A 19,809-nucleotide genomic window follows, 5' to 3' on the forward strand; every position below is an offset into this window, starting at 1 on the left:
TGTATGAACTTCATAGATTTAGATTTAAAAACTGGAAAGTCCAAAAAAGCCAGTGAACAATTGAAAAAGATAACGAGGTCAAAGACTTCCAAGAAGTCTCAGAAAGCAACCTTGCCAAAGCCGAAGAACACGAAGGCAAAGTCAGGGCAGGGCACGCAGAGTAAGAATCCCCACAAGATGAACGACAAGACAAAGAAGGTATTCTATAAAGCGTGGACGGATTATAAAACACCTAGGGCAATACTGGGGTTCTGGGATGGTATTACTTCTGCAACTCTTGGCACAAAAATGTCTGCAGGTAACAAGAATATTGATACGAAAAAGCTGTATCAATCTGGTTCTTATAAGGTTGGTAATATAGGCGGCAATATGGCTGGCTATGGTCTTGGTTATGGTGGTGTAGGCAAAGTTGCGGGGAAAGCAGCAACAAAGGTTGTTACATCGCAGACAGGGAAGAGGCTGGTGTCAAAGGCGGCAAAGGCAGGATTAATGAAGTCTGCCGCCCGCAAAACTCTGACAAAAGCCGGACAGAATGCGACTACAAAAGCCGTTGAACATGCAGCAAAGAAACAAGCGGCAAATGTTGCGAAAGGATTGGTTAAAGGAGCGGTAGCTGATGCTACAGTAGGTACTTTCATGAACAGCCAATCTGCCCGCGCTGAGGGTATGAAAGTTGGTTCTAAAGAGTGGAAAAAACATATGGCTGAAAGTGCTGCATTAGATTTTGTTACAGGGGGCGCAGTGGAAATTGCGCCTACTGCTTTAAAAGCTCTAAAAAAGGGTTCCGGCAAGAAAACTGTGCAGCGAGTTGTGGACGGCAAAGTTAAGAATGTAAAAGTCGATAAAAGCTACATGGACTTTGCGCAGGAGTCACAGAAAAATGCGCTCAGTAAGTCTAAAAAGGCTGTAGAAACGGCGCAAAATGAATATATCTCTGCGCAAAATAAGCTGTCCAAGGTTGAGAATTCTTTACAGTCTAAAGCGGCTAAGAAAACTGAAAATGTTGCGAAGCTAAATGAGATGAGACAGAAGAAGTTATCAGCAGCGGAAAAGAAATTCAAGCAGGCGGAACTTAAGCTGGAAAAGACGCAGCATACATATGATAATGCCATGAAGGCAACTCTTCCAGAGCAAAAAGCAAACCAGAAGGTCAAGGCACCTGCGCCGAGGTCTTTTAACGAAGCAAAGGCGGCACTACAAAAGAAGGCGTTATTGCCAACTGAAAAGACCTCCCATGTGAAGGCTGAACATGTTGCACCAGAACATAAAGCGACGTTTAATCAATATGTGAACGCAACAGACAGAGAACTGAAACAATTTGTTGAAAACAGTCGTAATGGAGTCAGAAAAAAGAAAGATTTTAAGGATTTTTCCGCTGTAGGACAGAGAGAAGCAGCAGATGTAAAGGCTGTTACCGGAGTAGATGTGTCGGGGTATAAGCACAGATTAAAAACATCAACGATTCAAGAACATATTGACACAAGACATGGTGCGAATGGTAAAGCGGATATGAGTATGGCAGATTCAAACGATATCGCAAGAATGGGCTATGTACTTGACGACTATGATACGATAGAACTTTTGCGTAATCAAGACGGGACTCCATTGAAAAGCAGAGAGTTTTCCAATAGTGACCAGACTCAGGCCTCAATGGTCAGGTTCTCAAAGAGAATTGATGGGCATTACTATGTGGCGGTAGCTGTACCAGATAGCAACTCAAAGACGTTGAATATTGTATCTGCGTACATAAAAAAAGCCGACCCCAAAGGTGTCGGCACCAACGCATCAAGTGGTTCTGTGGCAAACGCCCTTAACCCTACGCCCGAAACGCCCATTGATATGGCTGGATTTAATAATAGTATACCCGACTCAGCAGCAAAAAGCAACGATGAATTCGTTGATTCACTGCATAAAGACCTTGGCGCAGATACATATAAACACTCCACAAAGGATTTAAATGCTAAACGGTATGGCATGGATAACGGCGTGCCAAACGCTACGCCATATGGTGAGACATCACAAGCAGCAAAAACTTTATACAACAGTGATATCATGGATAGTGCGGCGAAGTCAAGATTGCAGAAAGACATCAATGAGGGACTTCACGCAAAATATACCGTTACCAATAAAACGGTAATTGATGATGCGAAAAGCCTTGTCAAAGAAGATATCACGAAAGTAAGAAATTCCTTTGACAGCATTATGGAAGAAGGTAAGCAAGCTACCAGTGGGGATATTGCTAAAGGCTATGTTCTTGCAGATGAATACATCAAGTGTGGTGACTATGACAGTTTGAGCAAGGTGTTGGCTGATGTGTCAGCGATGGAGTCAGAGGCAGGGAGAACATTACAGGCAAGCAAAATATTTAAGAATCTTACTCCAGAAGGCAAAGTAACAAGCGCGGCAAGACAGGTTACGAAGCTTGAAAAAGCAACGGGACAAACGATTGAAATCCCAAAAGAACTCTATGATGAACTTTTAAATGCAAAGACAGAAGCAGATGCGTATAAAGCCGCAAGGCAAATTGCGATTGAAGCGCACAACCAAATCCCGCCCGGCTGGTCGAACAAGGTTAATTCATGGCGGTATATGGCCATGTTGTTAAATCCGAAGACACATATCAAAAATATACTGGGCAATGCTCTTTTTGTTCCTGTTAAAAACGTAAAGAATGTTATTGCTACAGGCATGGAGAAGGCAGTGCTGAGAAACGGGGGTAGGACTACTTCAATCTTAAACCCGTTTAGCGGAGCAGACCGAAGCCTCGTAAATGCAGGCAAAGAGGATTTTAAAGCTGTGAAAGAAACTTTGATGAATGGAACGTCAAAGTTTCTTGATAATTCAAGACCGATGGAATCAAAAGTATTTGATAATAAGGTGCTTGAATTTTTCCGGAGGTTAAGCGGTGACTCACTGGAAAAGGAAGATGAATTTTTCATTGAACTTTCCTACAGAAACGCATATGCAAAGTATTTAAAGGCACAGGGAATAAGGAATATTGATGACGCCAGCGAAGATATCTTAAGAATGGCAAGAGAATATGCGTCTGAAGATGCGTTAAAGAGTACGTACAGAGACGCAAATGTTTTATCAGATCAGCTTGCAAAATTTAAGAAGTATGCAAATACTCCACTCAACAGGATACCTGGTGAAAAAACAAGTGAGAAGGTGTTGAAAAAGGCGGGAAGCATGGCGCTCGACGTAACTGTTCCGTTCACCAAAACCCCCATCAATATTATTCGTAGAGGTTTTGACTATTCCCCCGTTGGGCTTATTCGAGGCATGGGGAAAATTGTGTCTGCAAAAGGCGATGTGATTAAGCTGGCGAAAGCAATTGACGATATTGCATCTGGACTTACCGGTTCAGGAATTATGCTGGTAGGCGGCTATATGGGAGCGAAAGGACTTGCACAGGGCGAACTTGATACGACAACGAATGAAGGAAAATTCAGAGAGATGAATGGGGAACAGTCCTATTCCATCAAAATCGGAGATTATACTTATACGATGGACTGGGCGGCGCCCATGTCAATGCCATTTTTCGTTGGTGTAGAGGCAGGTTCACATGCACAGAAAAACGGCATGTCACCTGAACAGATTCTACCGTTCATGTCGAAGATAACAGACCCGGTATTCAATTTGTCCATGCTGTCAAGTTTGAATAATGTGCTTGATGTAGCATTTGGTGGTGGTAACTCTACACTGAGCGTCCTGCAAAACATGGCAGAAGCAGGAGCGTCACAAATGATACCTAGTCTGTTTAGCAATATTGCAAAAACCATTACCCCTGAGAAGAAGAACACGACTTCCACGACTAGTCTTAAAGAAGTTCGAGGATATGAGACATTCTTTAACAGTATGAAGAATAAAGTTCCAGGACTCAATCTTACAAATCCTGCTTATGTAAATAACTGGGGTGAGACAGAAGAGAAAAAGTCGCTTGGTGATTATGGAAAAGCAATTTTTGATAATTTCCTGAATCCAGGGAGTTTGAAAAAAACAAGAGATTCCTCTGTTGATAAAGAAATTTACAGTCTTGGTGACAGACTTGGTGAATTCAGTGACATTGTGCCTAAGAGTACAAAGCCGGAAGAGTATGACAAAAAGTTTGATGGCGTTAATTATCACATGAGTGAACATGATTTGACTTTGTATAAAAAGGCAAAGGGCAGGTATTCGCAGCAAGGGTTGCAAGAACTTTTTTCAACGGAAAAGTATCAGAATATGAGTGACGTTGAGAAGAAGCAGGCAATTAAAAAGGTCTATGATGCAGCAAAGGATAAAGCCACAATGGAATTTCTCATGGATAAGGGAATCTCTAAGGAAAAATATAAAGTTGCGCAGATGGGCAAAAATCAGAAAAAGGCTTATGAAAAGAGCGGCATGGATATTGACCGGTTCGAGACGCTTTACAAGGCAAGGGATAATTATGTTGATTCAGATGGTTCTGTGACAAAGACTATGAAATTATTAGCTGGTGGAGCAGAAACCTATAAGGAAGCAAATGCTGTGTTTGGCGGTGAACTGTCAGAACATGCATATCGGAACGCAAAGAACTTGTATACCCTTGGCATAAAGCCGAAAGAGGTCAGAAAGATTGCAAAAGGTGCTGACACGAATGGAAACAATCATTATTCTACAGCTGAATTAGTGGCATATCTGGATAGGACAACTTATTCAAGATATGAGAAGGCATACATATTCCAAGCCTTAGCAAATTGGAATGCGCATAACCCATACGCATAAAGGAGGTAGACATGGATTTATCATCAATTATCGTGGCAGGAATTGCCTTTCTGGGTACTGTCTTTGGCAGCTATTTTGCCAACAACAAGACAACCGCATTGGTTACATACCGTCTGTCACAACTCGAAGAAAAGGTAGACAAGCACAATCATTTAGTGGAACGAATGACAAAAGTAGAAGGAAGTTTAGGAACTGCATGGAAACGAATTGACGAAATTAGAGCGGAGCTTAAGGAGGTAGAAGAAAATGAGTAAGAAATGGTTTAAGGCAGCAGGAATTAGAGCAATTAAGACGATGGCACAGGCAGCTATTGCCATGATTGGGACAAGCGTAGTACTGGAAGATGTCAGCTGGCAGGTAACGGCGTCAGCTGCTGTTCTGGCGGGGGTATTATCTATGCTTACCAGCGTGGCAGGATTGCCGGAAGTTGATGAGGAGGCATAGAAATGGCAAAGAAACCAATTTTATTTTATTTGTCAGCAGGGCACGGCGGCACAGATCCCGGCGCTGTCAGCGGAAAGTTTGTAGAAGCAGACATGGCGAGAACTGTAATGGAGGCTTGCCGAAAAGAGCTGCTGGCACACAAAGGTCGTACATACAAAGTAGCATATCCGGAAAAGGACGGCAGCGGCATGTCCCTTGCGGCTCATGTTGCGGATATGGCACGTTACAAGGCGAAAGGTTACAGAGTGGTATCCATTGACGCACATTTTAATGCAGGCGGCGGTGATGGTGATGAAATCTGGGTTTGGAAAGGCACAGTGACAAAGAGCCGCCTCGGCAAGGTGCTTGCAAATCTTATCATCGGCGAACTGAAAAAGGAAGGTCAGAATACCAGAGGCATCAAATATACCAAAGACCTATATTTCCTGAAAGGTGTCGGCGTGCCGGTGCTGGTGGAATACGGCTTTGTGGATAATAAAACTGACCGGAAAGGCTTTGACACGCAGAAGGAACTGCGAAACTACGGCAAGGCGACAGCAAGGGCGCTGATTAAGTACTGGGAGAAGTATAAATAAGATGAAATGTTGCACCTTTTGTGCAACTATTTATAAAAACGTTGAAAAATACACGTTATATTACGCACTACGAATGCGAAGGTTAGGGGTTCGAGTCCCTTATGGCGCACCAAAACGGAAATACCCATCATCGGATGGGTATTTTTGTTTTTTGGTAACAGATGTTATGGAAGGGGATCAAGACCGAAAAGGAAAGCAAGGTCGTCTTCGTTTGATTTATTGATGTTCTTTTAGCCACCGGACTGTGCATTGCGTTAAATATGCAGAGCCGATTGGGCAGACGTTTTCATTGAACTGAAGCCTGGGATTATGTGCAGGGACATCTCCTCGCTCGTCCATATATCCAGCCAAAAGATACATGAATACGTTGGGAATTTTCTCAGCGATGGTCGCAAAATCTTCAGAAGCAATGGCTGATGTGTCGGGAACAGGAGTCAGCTCTGGAATTGAAAGTTCTTTCATATAGCCTACTATCTCGTTTGTCATAACAGGATCGCATACTAGCGGTAGCACCTCAGAAATCATCTCAATCTCTGCCAACGCTCAAGACACTTGCGATGTCTTGTGATTCGAAAATCATCTACAGAACGCAGTACCAGTGTCCGTTTATAAAAATACACAAATAACTAACAAAAAAATTTTAGTAAGCACATAAGCAAACGTAATGATGGGAATTGAAAGGGGCAGATAATTAGAACTTTTTTGTAGGAAAATCGTTAGACTTTCATCATGGACTATTTTGTTGAAATTTTACTAAAAACCTTGTATAATCGAAAGTATGATGTTAATCAAACTAAGAGGGGAAATAGAATTTTGAGAAACGATCGAAATAAGAAAACCGAAAATTATGAGGGCATGAAATACAGCAAGGAACTGATACGGCAGTTATCAGACCCGGAATATGCTAAGGAAGAAGAACGTTATGCCCGGGAAGCGCAAAGGCGTAAAAGCGGAAAGTCCCAGACTAAAAGCAGGGCAGGCAGCACTGCCAAATCTGCTGGTACTGGTGCCTGCGCATCAACGAAAGGCAAACAAAAACAGAAGAAAAAGAAAAAATATAGATTTAGACCGGGGAAGCTTATCCGAAATCTTATCATGCTGTTCATGGTATTTTTGTTGGCTTTTACCGGGCTATTCTACGCTTTGACGGGAAATTTTGATAAGGTGGAAACGGAGAAAAGTGCTTTTGCTATTGATCCGCAGGTAGAAGACGATTTGAGCGGATATAGGAATATTGCAATTCTGGGCGTAGATTCCAGAGCTGATGAGGGTTATGACGGCAGCAGAACTGATGCTATCATCATCATGAGTATTAAAAAGTCTACTGGAGAGATAAAACTGATTTCTGTCATGCGTGATTCTTACCTGAGAATGGAATATATGGATGGCACATCTATTTTGGACAAGATTACCCATGCTCATCACTATGCGGGTGGTGTAAATACTTGCGCCTCATTGAATCAGAGTTTGGATTTGAATATTGACGAGTTTGTCATCTTTAACTGGAAAGCTGTGGCAGACGCAGTGGATTGTCTGGGTGGTATTACCGTCAACGTCAAGGAAAACGAAATCAACGATATGAACCATTGGGGACCGGATACGGCAGAAAATGTCGGACGAGATTATCACGAAATAACGGAAACAGGCAAACAGACGCTAGATGGTGTACAGGCAACGACCTACTGCAGAATCAGAAAGACCAGCGGGGGTGATGCAGGCAGAAGCAGACGCTACAAAGCTGTGGTTGCAGGAGTTATGAAAAAGGCTTTGACCCACCCATGGAAGTTAAAAGAACTGTCTGACACGGTATTTCCAAATATCAGAACCAATATGAGTCAGACGCAGATGTATACAGCGGTAATTCAGGCGCCGAGATATCATTTTGGCAAGAGCGTCAGCTGGCCGAATGAATACTGGGCTGACCTGCTTAGAGGCATTTCCTATGTGGTGCCGATGACCTTGGAGTCTAACGTAAAGTGGCTGCACAAACGAGCTTTTGGACAGGAGGATTACCAGCTGTCAGATACCTGTCAGCAGATTAATCAGGACATCAGCTATGACACGGAGCTGTATTAAATCACATCAAACCAAAAGACACTGTATTCCCAAAAGGGAAATGCAGTGTCTTTTAATTACTCGCCGATTTCAGCTAGCTCCTTATATTTGTTATCGATTTCTTTTAATTTCTCGATAATCTTGATTTTCTGCGGACAGTGGGACTCGCAGTTTCCACAGCCGATGCAGTCTTTTCCGTTTGGCGTGATCGCATTGTATTGACCTGATAAGGAACCCCAAATATAGTGAAAACCCTTGCTTGCTGCTTCATTGTACAGTTTGAAAATATCCGGAATCTTGATTTCCTGCGGACATTCATAGCAGTAGTTGCAGCCAGTACAAGGAACCAGGATGTCTGCCTGAAGGACTTTTACTGCATCGTCGACTGCCTGCTTTTCAGCTTCACTCAAAGTAGGTCCTTGGAAGATTTCGATGTTTTCCTCAAGCTGAGAAAGTTCGGACATACCGGACAGGGTGCAAAGAACGCCTGGCAGCTCATTGGCAAAGCGCAGGGCGTAAGACGCATAGCTTGCGCCAGTGCCTGTGCTGTTTAAAATCTGACAGGCTTTTTCGCTGAGCGGATTTGCCAACATGCCGCCGCGAATCGGCTCCATAACTACAATTGGTTTATCAAACTCCCGGGCAACCTTATAGACATCTTTTGCGTTTCCGTTTTCCCAGTCAAAATAATTGAGCTGCAGCTGAATAAATTCCAGGCAGTCTCCATATTTTGTCAGAGTTTCACGGAGAAAATCAGGCCCACAGTGAAAGGACGCTCCCAGATGATGAATGCGGCCTGCAGCCTTTTCCTTTGATAAGTAGTCAACGACCTGCAGTTTTTCTACAGCTTCAAGGTCGCCTTCACCGAGGCTGTGAATCAGATAAAAATCAAAGTAGTCAGTCTTGCATTTGCGCAGCTGATCCTCAAAGATTTTGCGCAGATCATCTGCGGTTTCGCAAAGCCAGCAAGGCATTTTGTCCGCCAGGCAGTAGCTGTCCCTAGGGTGTCTGGACAGGGCTTCGCCGACAAAGTTCTCCGACTCGCCGTCGTGATATTTATAAGCGGTATCGATATAGGTGATACCTTTTGCCAACGCTGTATCAATCATTTTCTGCCCTTTTTCGTAATCAATGATACCGTTCTCATCCATTGGCAGACGCATCATGCCAAAGCCCAGACGGGAAATCTGTTTCCCGTGAAAATCTGTGTAGTTCATAGGAGCCTCCTTGTTTCAATATAATAGATATTATACAGGAATTGGTGTCTCAGTTCAATGGGCTATCCGAAGCGTGTTATACATGGAAGGGAAATGGGCGCCACATTTTGTCTTGTTTGTTGAAAGTCTGGCGTTAAGGTGATAAAAAGTGCCATATTTATCGTGTTTTTACAGACTAATGGCGGGCAAATCCAGAACTTATAAAGCATTGCAGAAAAATGACAGGTGCATATGATTATCTGCTTTGGAGATTGCGCCATGTTTCCATTAATTCAAAATGAACCTGGCGGCACAGCGCCGCTATTTAGTAGATTTTATCCGTTTATGGCGTGCCGCCGCCATTCTTTGTTAAAAGTCTATAGAACATGGCGTATTTCAACCCTTCGACGCCATAAGAAGGAAAAACGAACTTAAATATGGCGCGGTAATGAAGGTGACTAGATATAAAAATTTCATAGGGTTGCGCGCAAAATGGATGGGAAAACTGTATTGCGCCTTACGGCGTTAAATTTGGAAAATCATCCAAAAATCGTCCTAAAATCACACAGTTTAACCAATTAAAGCACTTTAGCACCTAACAGTACGAAAGCGTTGAAAATTGGCGTTTTTTGTTTTTTTGTGATGCATGTACTTCAAAAAGAACATTGGATTTTCAATAGCAACAGGCATTTTGTATTGACTTGAAAATATGATAAATGTAATATGAAAAAAAGTTGTATACAGAATATTTCGTGTAAAATAACGATTTTGTGTAAAAGGAGGATTCTATTATGATTGCTAAAATCTTAGCACTTCTGCCAGGTGCTGACTGCTGTGGCGGTTGCGGCAAGGAAACCTGCAGGGCTTGTGCAGAAAGCATTGCAGACGGATCGAGCGTAGCTCTTTGTCCTGCCTGCACGCAGGAAGCTGTGAATGCCATTGCAGAAGTGACGGGAAGAGAACGTAAAGCGGCAAAGGATGAAATTGCTTTCGTTGCCTGCAGTGGTGATTCCGCAGGGAAAAAGCGCTTTTCAGGAAAAACCTGCCGCGAGGCGGTTGCCGAAGGATTTTTGCGGGGCGAATGCCGATATGGCTGCATCGGCTGCGGAGACTGTACAAAGACTTGTAGATTCGGCGCTATGAAGCTGGTTGACGGAGATGTTATCATCGACCCTGAAAAGTGTAACGGTTGCGGTGCATGTGCGGCTGAAGGCGCTTGTGTACAGGGGCTTATCCGCATGATTCCAAGAGAGGCGACCAACTTTATTCCGTGTTCCAATCGGGATGAGGATGATGACAGAGTCAGGGAAATCTGTGGATATGGCTGCATCGGCTGTGGGGACTGTGTTCGTGCTTGTCCGGAGGGCGCAGTGGAAATTGTCGATAACCATGCAGTCATTGACTATGACAAGTGTGTCGGCTGTGTGGCATGTACAGTGAAGTGCAAGAAAAAAATCATCGTGGATACCCTGCATGATTTAACAAAATTAAAGGAAAAGGTTGCTTTTGTCAGATGTAACGGCAGTAGGAACGAGAAGGCATACCAGGCAGCGGGAGCAGCAACCTGCGCTGAAGCGGCTAAACTGGACGCGAAAGACCTCGGTATTTGCACTACCGGCTGCACAGGACAGGGGGACTGCACGAAAGTCTGTCGCTATGGCGCAATCAAAGTCGTAGACGGAAGTGCGCAGGTAGATCCTGACAAATGTGTGGGATGTAAAGATTGTACTTACGCATGTCCGATGAAGTTGATTGTCATGGTGCCGTACAAAGGCGCAAAGATGGTACCGTGTGTATCCACCGCAGATTACGAGGACAAAGCTTCTGTCTGCAACAGCGCATGTATTGGCTGCAGCGACTGTGCGGCAAATTGTCCAAACGGTGCGATTTATATGGAAGAAGCGCATGCAGTGGTCGATTCAGAAATCTGCGAAAACTGTCAGGTCTGTCAGTATATCTGCGCCAGAGGTATTATTAAGGAGCGGGAAGTGCCAGAGTACAGCTATTTACAGGAAGCAGCTCTTGCTATGAGGAAAGGAGAGTGATTACGGTGAGAAAATTAAAGACCATGGACGGAAACACTGCTGCAGCACACGTGGCATATGCTTTTTCTGAGGTAGCAGCCATTTATCCAATCACACCATCATCTCCGATGGCAGAGAGTATGGACGAATGGGTTTCTCAGGATAGAACCAATATCTTTGGAGAAAAAGTAAAAATCATTGAAATGGAATCAGAAGGCGGTGCGGCCGGGGCGGTGCACGGCTCTATTACAGCCGGTGCTTACACATCCACCTTTACAGCCTCTCAGGGATTGCTTCTGATGATTCCAAATATGTATAAATTAGCTGGAGAGCAGACGCCGACGGTATTTCATGTGGCTGCAAGAGCACTGGCAACTCACGCCCTTTCCATCTTCGGGGACCATTCCGACGTGATGGGCTGTCGCCAGACTGGTTTTGCTATGCTGGCGTCAAATTCCGTGCAGCAGGCTATGGATCTTGCTGCAGTAGCGCATCTTTCAACCATAGCAGGAAAGCTGCCAATGCTCCACTTCTTTGATGGTTTCAGAACCTCTCACGAAAACCAGAAAATTGAAATCTGGGACTATGAGGATTTAAAAGAAATGGTGGACTGGGACGCAGTAAAGGCTTTCAAGGCACGTTCTATTCACCCTGCGCACCCACACAGCATGGGTTCAGCGGAGCAGCCGGAAACTTTTTTCCAGCACAGAGAAGCGTGCAACACGGCATATCTGGAAACTGCGGATATTGTCAATACCTATATGGAAAAAGTCAATGCTAAAATCGGCACAAACTATAAACCGTTTAACTATTACGGTGCGCCTGATGCAGAAGAAATCATCGTAGCTATGGGCTCTGTATGCGACGCTGCGGAAGAAGTTGTGGACTATCTCCTTGCAAAGGGTAAGAAGGTCGGTATTATAGAAGTTCATCTTTACAGACCGTTTTCTACCAAATATCTGTTAAACGTGATGCCTGAAACGGTGAAGAAAATTGCTGTACTGGATAGAACCAAAGAGCCGGGCGGCGTAGGCGAGCCTTTATATCTTGATATAATTTCCGCACTGCGGGGCAGTCGCTTTGAGGAATGTCTGGTAACAGGCGGGCGTTACGGTCTTGGCTCGAAGGACACGCAACCGGGTGATATTCTGGCGGTTTACGAAAATCTTTGGGCAGATGAGCCGAAGAAGGAATTCACCATTTCCATCACTGATGATGTGACCGGATTATCTCTTGCTGTCAGTGAAAATCCTGACGTTGCGCCAAAGGGAACAAAGGCTTGCAAATTCTGGGGTCTGGGTGCAGACGGAACAGTTGGCGCGAATAAGAACTCCGTAAAAATCATCGGCGACCACACGGATAAGAAGGTACAGGCATACTTCCAGTATGACTCCAAGAAGTCTGGCGGTGTGACCATTTCTCACCTGCGTTTTGGCGATGAACCGATTAAATCTTCTTATTATGTAAAACAGGCTGACTTTGTTGCCTGCCATAATGCGGCATATCTGAACCGCTATGAGATGGTGCAGGACGTAAAGCCGGGCGGTTACTTCCTTCTCAACTGCGTATGGAGCGATGAGGAATTGGATACCCACTTGCCTGCGACAGTAAAGAGATATATCGCCCGTAACAACATCAAATTCTATACCTGCGACGCTGTTTCTATCGCAAAGGAAATCGGTCTCGGCGCAAGAAGAACCAATACGGTACTGCAGGCTGCATTCTTTAAGTTGGCTGATATTATTCCAATTGAGGAAGCAGTAGGCTATATGAAAGCTGCAATCAAAAATACCTACGGCAAAAAAGGCGAAAAAATTGTTGCGATGAACATGGCGGCAGTTGATGCCGGTGTTGCCAATGTCCATAAAGTAGAAGTCCCAGAAAGCTGGGTTGACGCTCCTGATGATGCACCGGCTCCAAAGCTTTGCGGCCGCGATCAGGCGCACACCGATTACCTCAACGATATTCTGGTACCGACCAACACTTTGACCGGCGACAATGTTCCGGTATCAACTTTCCTGACGACAGCTAGCGGCTGTATTCCGGCAGGAACGGCAGCCTTTGAGAAGAGAGGCATTGCCACGGATGTTCCTGTATGGAACAAGGCAAACTGCATGCAGTGCAACTGGTGCTCCTACGTATGCCCGCATGGCGTCATCAGACCGTTTGTACTGGACGAAACAGAAATCGATCCGGTAAACGGCGATTATCTTGCTATGAAAGGCGTTTCCGGTAAGTTCTTTACCCTGGGTATTTCCGCACTGGACTGCACCGGCTGCGGATCCTGTGCTCAGGTTTGCCCTGCCAGAAAGAAGGCGCTGGAAATCGTACCGGCAGAGGACGAAGTGGTTTCTGCAGCGCAGGAAAAATACAATTATTTGTTCAGTGAGGTGACTGAAAAGGAAGTACCGTTTGGCGTTAATACCGTAAAGGGTTCCCAGTTCAAACAGCCGCTTCTTGAGTTCTCCGGCGCATGTCCGGGCTGCGGCGAGTCTCCTTATGCAAAGCTGGTAACGCAGCTCTTTGGTGACAGAATGTATATCGCCAATGCGACGGGTTGTTCCTCTATTTGGGGCTGCAGCGCACCGAGCACACCGTACACTGTAAACAAAGAGGGCAGAGGACCTGCGTGGGCAAATTCGCTCTTTGAAGATAATGCGGAGTTCGGTCTGGGTATGGCAATGTCTATGCAGGCGCGCCGCGGTGAAATGAAGTCAGCAGTAGAGCGGCTTGTGGATACAGTAGGTATTCCTGCAAAGGCATGGCTTGCTTCTATGGACGATGCTAAGGCAGCGGAAGAAACTGGAAAAATTCTGGAAGAGGCCTGTACGAAAGTTGCAGATGAAAACGTTGACGCAAAATACGTATTAGAAAATAAAGATATGCTCATCAAACCGTCCATGTGGATTTTCGGCGGTGATGGCTGGGCGTACGATATCGGCTATGGCGGTCTTGACCACGTATTGGCCTCCGGTGAAAATGTAAACGTTATGGTCTTTGACACAGAAGTTTACTCCAACACCGGCGGACAGTCCTCCAAGGCTACGCCAATCGGCGCTGTTGCAAAATTTGCAGCCTCTGGTAAAGCGGTAAAGAAAAAGGATTTAGCCCAGATTGCTATGGCTTACGGCTATGTATATGTAGCACAGGTTGCAATGGGTGCAAATCCGGAGCAAACCCTGCGTGCAATCAGAGAAGCCGAAAGCTATGACGGGCCTTCCCTGATTATCGCTTACGCACCTTGTATCAACCAGGGGCTGAAAGCCGGCATGAACAAGGCAATGCTGGAAATGAAAAACGCGGTTCGCGCAGGCTACTGGAATCTGCTCAGATTCAATCCGGACCTAGCAGCAGAAGGAAAGAACCCGCTGTCCATCGACAGTCCGGCACCTAGCGAAAGCTACAGAGACTTTATCATGGGAGAAGTTCGTTACAACTCCCTGCAGCTAAAGTTCCCGGAAAGAGCAGAGCAGCTCTTTGCTAAAGCAGAGGAAATGGCGATGGATAGATATGCACACCTGCAGAACCAGAAAAAGAGCTTTGATAATTAGGAGAGGAGGATCACCCGATGAAAATGTTTGAAGTAGTGAGCAAGAGAAAGCTCAATGACAATATTACCTGGCTGGTCATCTATGCTCCGCTGGTGGCAAGAAAGGCAAGACCGGGACAGTTTATCATTTTGAGAACTGATGAATATGGTGAGAGAATTCCTCTCACCATGGCAGGACATAACGAAAAGGATGGCACTATCGACCTCATTTATGCGGCAGTGGGCAGAACCACTATGCTGATGGATCAGCTGGAAGTGGGCGACTGTTTTGCAGATATTGTAGGACCTCTTGGAAAACCGACCCATATGGATGGATTGAAAAAGGTCTGCGTGGTTGGCGGCGGCACAGGAAACGCTTTGGCATATCCGTTGGCAACGGGTATGCATGACCACGGCATTGAAGTCGATATGATTGCCGGATTTAAAAATAAAGATTTGGTAATTTTAGAGGAGGAATTTCGCGCAGGGACGGACCGCCTGTTCATGGTGACAGATGACGGTTCTTACGGCGAAAAGGCTTTTACCACCGACAAGCTGAAAGCCCTCATTGAAGAGGGAAACCAGTACGACGAAATCGTTGCAGTGGGGCCGCCGATTATGATGAAGTTAGTTTGCAAGCTGGCGGAAGAACACAACATTCCGTCTGTAGCGTCTTTGACTGCATATATGATTGATGGAACCGGCATGTGCGGAGGCTGCCGCGCTAACATCGGCGGCGAGGATAAGTTTGTCTGCGTAGACGGACCGGAATTTGACGGAAGTCTTGTTGACTGGGACGAATTGATTCAGAGAAACGCATACTATGCGGAGCAGGAAGCAACTGACCGTGCTCACGTTTGTCGCTTGACAGGAGGTGTTCGTTACCATGATTAATTTAACAAGAGAAAAATGTCCAATGCCGGAACAGGCGCCTGATGTTCGCAACAAGAACTTTCTAGAGGTGTCCAGCGGCTATACGGAGGAGATGGCTATAAGCGAGGCTATGCGCTGCCTCAAGTGCCGTAAAAAACCTTGCATGAGCGGCTGTCCGGTCATGGTTAAAATTCCTGACTTTATTGCCAAAATCGCCGAAGGCGAATTTGAGGAAGCTTATCAGATTATCAGTGAAACCAGTTCACTGCCTGCAATTTGCGGCCGGGTATGTCCGCAGGAAAATCAGTGCGAGGGTAAGTGCGTTCACGGTACCAAGGGCGAGCCGGTTGCCATCGGTCGTTTGGAGCGCTTTGCAGCCGACTGGCATGCTGCAAACTACGGCGATGAAGAAATCAAACCTGCTGAAAGCAATGGCCACAAGGTGGCTGTCATCGGTGCGGGGCCTGCAGGACTTGCATGTGCGGGAGATTTGATCAACAAAGGCTATGAAGTAACTGTTTACGAGAGTTTGCACAAGACCGGCGGCGTGCTGGTTTACGGCATTCCGCAGTTCCGTCTGCCGAAGGAGATTGTAGCGGCTGAGGTTGCAAAGCTTTCCGCAAAAGGTGTGAAGTTTGTTACCAATGCTATCGTTGGCCGCGCTATCACTGTCGACGAGTTGATGAAGGAAGAAGGCTTTGAATCTGTGTTTATCGGAACTGGCGCAGGTCTTCCATCCTTTATGAAGATTCCTGGTGAAAACCTGCTGGGTGTATGCTCTGCCAACGAGTATCTGACCCGTATCAATCTGATGAAGGCATACCTGCCTGAATATGATACACCGATTCAGAAGGTTGATAAGATTGCCGTAGTCGGCGGCGGTAACGTGGCTATGGATGCCGCAAGATGTGCAAAGCGCATGGGTGCAAGCGAGGTCTATATTATTTATCGCCGCAGCATGGATGAGCTTCCGGCAAGAGCGGAAGAAGTACATCACGCTATGGAAGAGGGGATTGTATTTAAGCTGCTGACCAATCCGGTTGCTATCAAAGGCGATGAAAAAGGTCATGTAACAGGCATTGAATGCGTCACCATGGAACTAGGCGAGCCGGATGCTTCCGGACGACGCAGACCGGTTACAGTGGAAGGTTCAAATCATGTGATTCCGGTAGATATGGTTATCATGTCCATCGGCACAAAGCTGAACACGCTGATTTTGGATACCACGGAGGAGCTGGCGGCAAACGACCGTGGAGGTATTGGCGCTGACAGCGCTGCTGCAACAAATCGTCCCGGCATTTTCGCAGGCGGCGACGCAGTAACCGGCGCAGCTACGGTAATCAAAGCTATGGGCGCAGGAAAAACTGCAGCGGCAGGGATTGATGCGTATTTGAGTAAATAAATGGACTTTAGAGAAAACGGAGCATGGGAACATGCTTCGTTTTTTAATAGCGTTGCTACTGGATTTTTACGGCGGACTCTGCTAAAATAAACTCTATGAAAAAGATTATGATTGCAGCCGCAAAGACGGCTATAGAGGAGTACAAAGACTATATAGACGCATTTAAAAGACTTGGTGCAGAACCTTTTTTATCACTGTCGGAGGAGGAATTGGCAGAAGCAGACGCTCTGGTGCTGCCAGGGAGCAGGCAGGATATGAATCCGAAGCTTTGGGGAGAAGAAGACCAAGGTTCCAACGACATCAACGATGAACTGGACAGCGCGCAGCTTACACTGATGGATCTTGCTATGGAGAAAGAGATGCCGGTGCTGGGGATTTGCAGAGGCATGCAGTTTCTAAACGTATACTTTGGAGGCACGCTGATACAGGATTTGCCATGCGCAGAGGCTCACAAGAGGAGGGAGCCGGAGCTTTATCACAGCGTGATCCATGTTCAAGGTACGTGTATGCATGGACTCTTTGGTGAGAATTCTTTTGTCAATACACGTCATCATCAGGGGGCAGGACGTATAGGTAGTGGTTTACAGGTAGCTTCTTTCTGGAATGATGGAGAAGATACAGTGGTGGAGGCTGTCGAAATGGAAGAAAACAGAGGGAAGGTACTGGGCGTGCAGTGGCACCCGGAAAAGATGTACCTATATGGAGATAAGGAAAGCAGAGCAGACGGAGAAAAACTGCTCAAAGCTTGGCTGAGGAAGGAAGAGGAATTATGATTAGAATTACCACGGACAGTATTACAACGTTACCTGTAGATGCCATTGTCAATGCGGCAAACAATGCCCTTCTTGGCGGCGGAGGAGTAGACGGCGCCATCCATAGAGCGGCAGGACCTGAGCTTCTTGCAGAGTGCCGGTCTCTTCACGGCTGTGAAACGGGTGATGCAAAGGTGACGAAGGGATATAATCTGCCGGCAAAGTATGTAATTCACACGGTGGGACCTGTTTATCGCGGAGGCGCCCACGGCGAGGCAGAAAAACTGGAAAGCTGCTACTTGCGTAGTCTTGAGGAAGCGGAGCGACTGGGGATAAGGTCCATCGCCTTTCCTGCAATCAGCACTGGTGTTTATGGTTATCCAAAGGTGGAGGCAGCAGAAATTGCGGTGAAAACGGTACAGAATTACCTGAAAACACATTCGGGCAGCGGAATTGAAGAAGTGCTGATGGTGTGCTTTGACGCAAGGACGGAGGAAATTTACAGAGAACTGTTATGAAAAAGCAACACAAAAGTAATGATTTTTTGTGGACAAGATACAAAAAATCGTTGCAAGACATCTCCTGTTATAATATAATAGAGAAGATTGTTGATTATGGAGGAAAATGTAGAAGATGGGAATAAAAGTAGCGAAATTTGGCGGTTCTTCAGTTGCTGACGGAATCCAGCTGATGAAGACGAAGCAAATCATCGAAGCAGACCCTGACCGCAAGTACATCGTTGTATCTGCACCGGGAAAACGTTTTGATGGAGACAATAAAATTACAGATCTTTTGTATCTGTGCAAGACTCATATGGAACATAACCTGCCTTATGAACAGGTTTTTCAGGTTATTACGGACAGATTTATGGCGGTTCAGCTGAATTTGAATGTTAACGTTGACCTGCAGGGGCACTTTGATATCATTAAAGAGAATCTGAAAAAGGGCTGCTCTTCTGACTATATTGCAAGTCGTGGTGAGTATTTAAATGCTGTACTGATTGCAGCTTTTTTAGGGTATGATTTTGTTGATGCTGAAGGGCTTATTTTATTTGATAATAAAGGTAGACTGATGCAGGAAGCGACCGATGAAGCGCTTCGCAAAGAGCTTGCAAAACATGAGAGGGCTGTACTTCCTGGATTTTATGGCAGTAATGCAGAGGACGGCAAGGTGCGGACTTTCTCCAGAGGAGGTTCTGATATTACAGGTTCTCTGGTGGCAAGAGCAGTGGATGCGGATATTTATGAAAACTGGACGGATGTATCTGGTTTTCTGATGGCGGATCCGAGAATTGTAAAAAATCCGAAGCCGATTCATAAGATTTCTTATAAAGAACTGCGGGAACTCTCATATATGGGAGCGTCGGTGTTGCATGAAGACGCGATTTATCCAGCAAGAATCGCAAATATTCCAATTAACATTAGAAATACGAATTTGCCGGAGGATCCAGGAACCATTATTACGGCAGAGCACGATGAAAGCAATACAAATGTTGTAACAGGCATTGCGGGCAGTAAAGATTTTACCGTTATTGCGATTTACAAAAATATGCTCAGCAGTGAACGAGGCTTTGTCAGAAGAATCCTGGCAATCTTGGAGGATATGGATATCAACTTTGAGCATTTGCCGAGCGGGATTGATACTATTTCTGTCGTAGTCTCCAACAAAAGTCTGGACGGACGACTCGATGAACTTCTGGAAGCTTTTGAAAAACAGCTGAGTCCTGACCACATGGAAACTTTTGAGGATATCGCCCTCATTGCTACAGTGGGCCACGGCATGAGCAGCAGAAGCGGCGTTTCGGCGGCATTGTTTACAGCCCTTGCCGAAGCGGAGGTTAACATTAGAATGATCGATCAGGGTTCCAGCGAAATGAACATTATCGTTGGAGTACAGAATCGTGACTTTGATACGGCAATCCGTGCCATCTATCAGGCATTTGTATAACGAATAACGATTTAGAAAACTGCAGGGCGCAAAACCGTCAGCTGAAAGGACGGGGCGCCTTGTTTTTTGTTGTCAAAACCTCGTGTTGTGCCCGGTTGTGCAAATCTGGCTTATCTTTTGTCTTATGCACAACTGTTGTCATGATGGGTTGTGTATCTTGCTTCTGAACACAGGTTTTTGCACAACCTTATTCTTTTAGATCATATAATTCCGGCAGGAAGTTGAGTAAAATCAAACTATTTTATTATGAATGCACAATTCGGGTG

The 19,809-nt window shown here is 45.5% G+C and carries 14 protein-coding genes; 12 read left to right on the plus strand and 2 right to left on the minus strand.

Going from position 1 to position 19,809, the window contains the following annotated elements; translation table 11 throughout:
* The first annotated feature begins 3 nt into the window (after positions 1-3).
* From D1155_RS10210 to D1155_RS10225, 4 genes are read left to right on the plus strand one after another with little or no spacing between them, the layout of a single operon-like run.
* On the plus strand, positions 4-4,746 hold the full coding sequence (locus tag D1155_RS10210; RefSeq protein ID WP_160202304.1) for a hypothetical protein: 4,743 nt from the start codon (positions 4-6) through the stop codon (positions 4,744-4,746).
* Between the two features lie 11 nt (positions 4,747-4,757).
* Positions 4,758-5,000: a hypothetical protein gene (locus tag D1155_RS10215; RefSeq protein WP_160202305.1), complete on the plus strand. Its 243-nt coding sequence runs from the start codon at positions 4,758-4,760 to the stop codon at positions 4,998-5,000.
* The gene (locus D1155_RS10220; protein ID WP_160202306.1) at positions 4,993-5,190 is read left to right on the plus strand and encodes a holin; all 198 of its coding nucleotides are present in this window, start codon (positions 4,993-4,995) and stop codon (positions 5,188-5,190) included. Before D1155_RS10215 ends, D1155_RS10220 begins: the two co-directional genes overlap by 8 nt.
* Before the next feature lie 2 nt (positions 5,191-5,192).
* Positions 5,193-5,765, plus strand: a complete 573-nt coding sequence (locus D1155_RS10225) for an N-acetylmuramoyl-L-alanine amidase (protein ID WP_160202307.1) — start codon at positions 5,193-5,195, stop codon at positions 5,763-5,765.
* A gap of 216 nt (positions 5,766-5,981) precedes the next feature.
* Here D1155_RS10225 and D1155_RS10230 read toward each other — a convergent pair whose 3' ends face one another.
* The gene (locus D1155_RS10230; protein WP_207709526.1) at positions 5,982-6,305 is read right to left on the minus strand and encodes a hypothetical protein; all 324 of its coding nucleotides are present in this window, start codon (positions 6,303-6,305) and stop codon (positions 5,982-5,984) included.
* A gap of 273 nt (positions 6,306-6,578) precedes the next feature.
* Between D1155_RS10230 and D1155_RS10235 the strand changes: the two genes are divergently transcribed.
* Entirely contained in the window at positions 6,579-7,841 is a 1,263-nt protein-coding gene (locus D1155_RS10235) for an LCP family protein (protein WP_160202308.1), read from the plus strand.
* Positions 7,842-7,897: 56 nt separating this feature from the next.
* Here D1155_RS10235 and D1155_RS10240 read toward each other — a convergent pair whose 3' ends face one another.
* A complete protein-coding gene (locus tag D1155_RS10240; protein ID WP_160202309.1) occupies positions 7,898-9,037 on the minus strand; it encodes an aldo/keto reductase in 1,140 nt (379 codons plus the stop codon).
* A gap of 770 nt (positions 9,038-9,807) precedes the next feature.
* Here D1155_RS10240 and D1155_RS10245 point away from each other — a divergent pair.
* The 7 genes from D1155_RS10245 (at position 9,808) to D1155_RS10275 (ending at position 19,543) form a co-directional block, all read left to right on the plus strand.
* The gene (locus tag D1155_RS10245; protein WP_160202310.1) at positions 9,808-11,061 is read left to right on the plus strand and encodes a 4Fe-4S dicluster domain-containing protein; all 1,254 of its coding nucleotides are present in this window, start codon (positions 9,808-9,810) and stop codon (positions 11,059-11,061) included.
* Between the two features lie 23 nt (positions 11,062-11,084).
* On the plus strand, positions 11,085-14,591 hold the full coding sequence (gene nifJ / locus D1155_RS10250) for a pyruvate:ferredoxin (flavodoxin) oxidoreductase (RefSeq protein ID WP_160202347.1): 3,507 nt from the start codon (positions 11,085-11,087) through the stop codon (positions 14,589-14,591).
* A gap of 17 nt (positions 14,592-14,608) precedes the next feature.
* The gene (locus tag D1155_RS10255; RefSeq protein ID WP_338547071.1) at positions 14,609-15,463 is read left to right on the plus strand and encodes a sulfide/dihydroorotate dehydrogenase-like FAD/NAD-binding protein; all 855 of its coding nucleotides are present in this window, start codon (positions 14,609-14,611) and stop codon (positions 15,461-15,463) included.
* Entirely contained in the window at positions 15,456-16,844 is a 1,389-nt protein-coding gene (gene gltA / locus D1155_RS10260) for an NADPH-dependent glutamate synthase (protein WP_160202311.1), read from the plus strand. Before D1155_RS10255 ends, gltA begins: the two co-directional genes overlap by 8 nt.
* 95 nt (positions 16,845-16,939) lie before the next feature.
* Positions 16,940-17,617, plus strand: a complete 678-nt coding sequence (locus D1155_RS10265; RefSeq protein WP_160202312.1) for a gamma-glutamyl-gamma-aminobutyrate hydrolase family protein — start codon at positions 16,940-16,942, stop codon at positions 17,615-17,617.
* Entirely contained in the window at positions 17,614-18,114 is a 501-nt protein-coding gene (locus tag D1155_RS10270) for an O-acetyl-ADP-ribose deacetylase (RefSeq protein ID WP_160202313.1), read from the plus strand. The genes D1155_RS10265 and D1155_RS10270 overlap by 4 nt, the downstream gene beginning before the upstream one ends.
* Before the next feature lie 115 nt (positions 18,115-18,229).
* On the plus strand, positions 18,230-19,543 hold the full coding sequence (locus D1155_RS10275; protein ID WP_160202314.1) for an aspartate kinase: 1,314 nt from the start codon (positions 18,230-18,232) through the stop codon (positions 19,541-19,543).
* Positions 19,544-19,809 lie beyond the last annotated feature (266 nt).

This window comes from Anaerotruncus sp. 80 (assembly GCF_009936115.1).
GTDB classification, from domain to species: Bacteria; Bacillota; Clostridia; order Peptostreptococcales; family Anaerovoracaceae; genus Senimuribacter; species Senimuribacter intestinalis.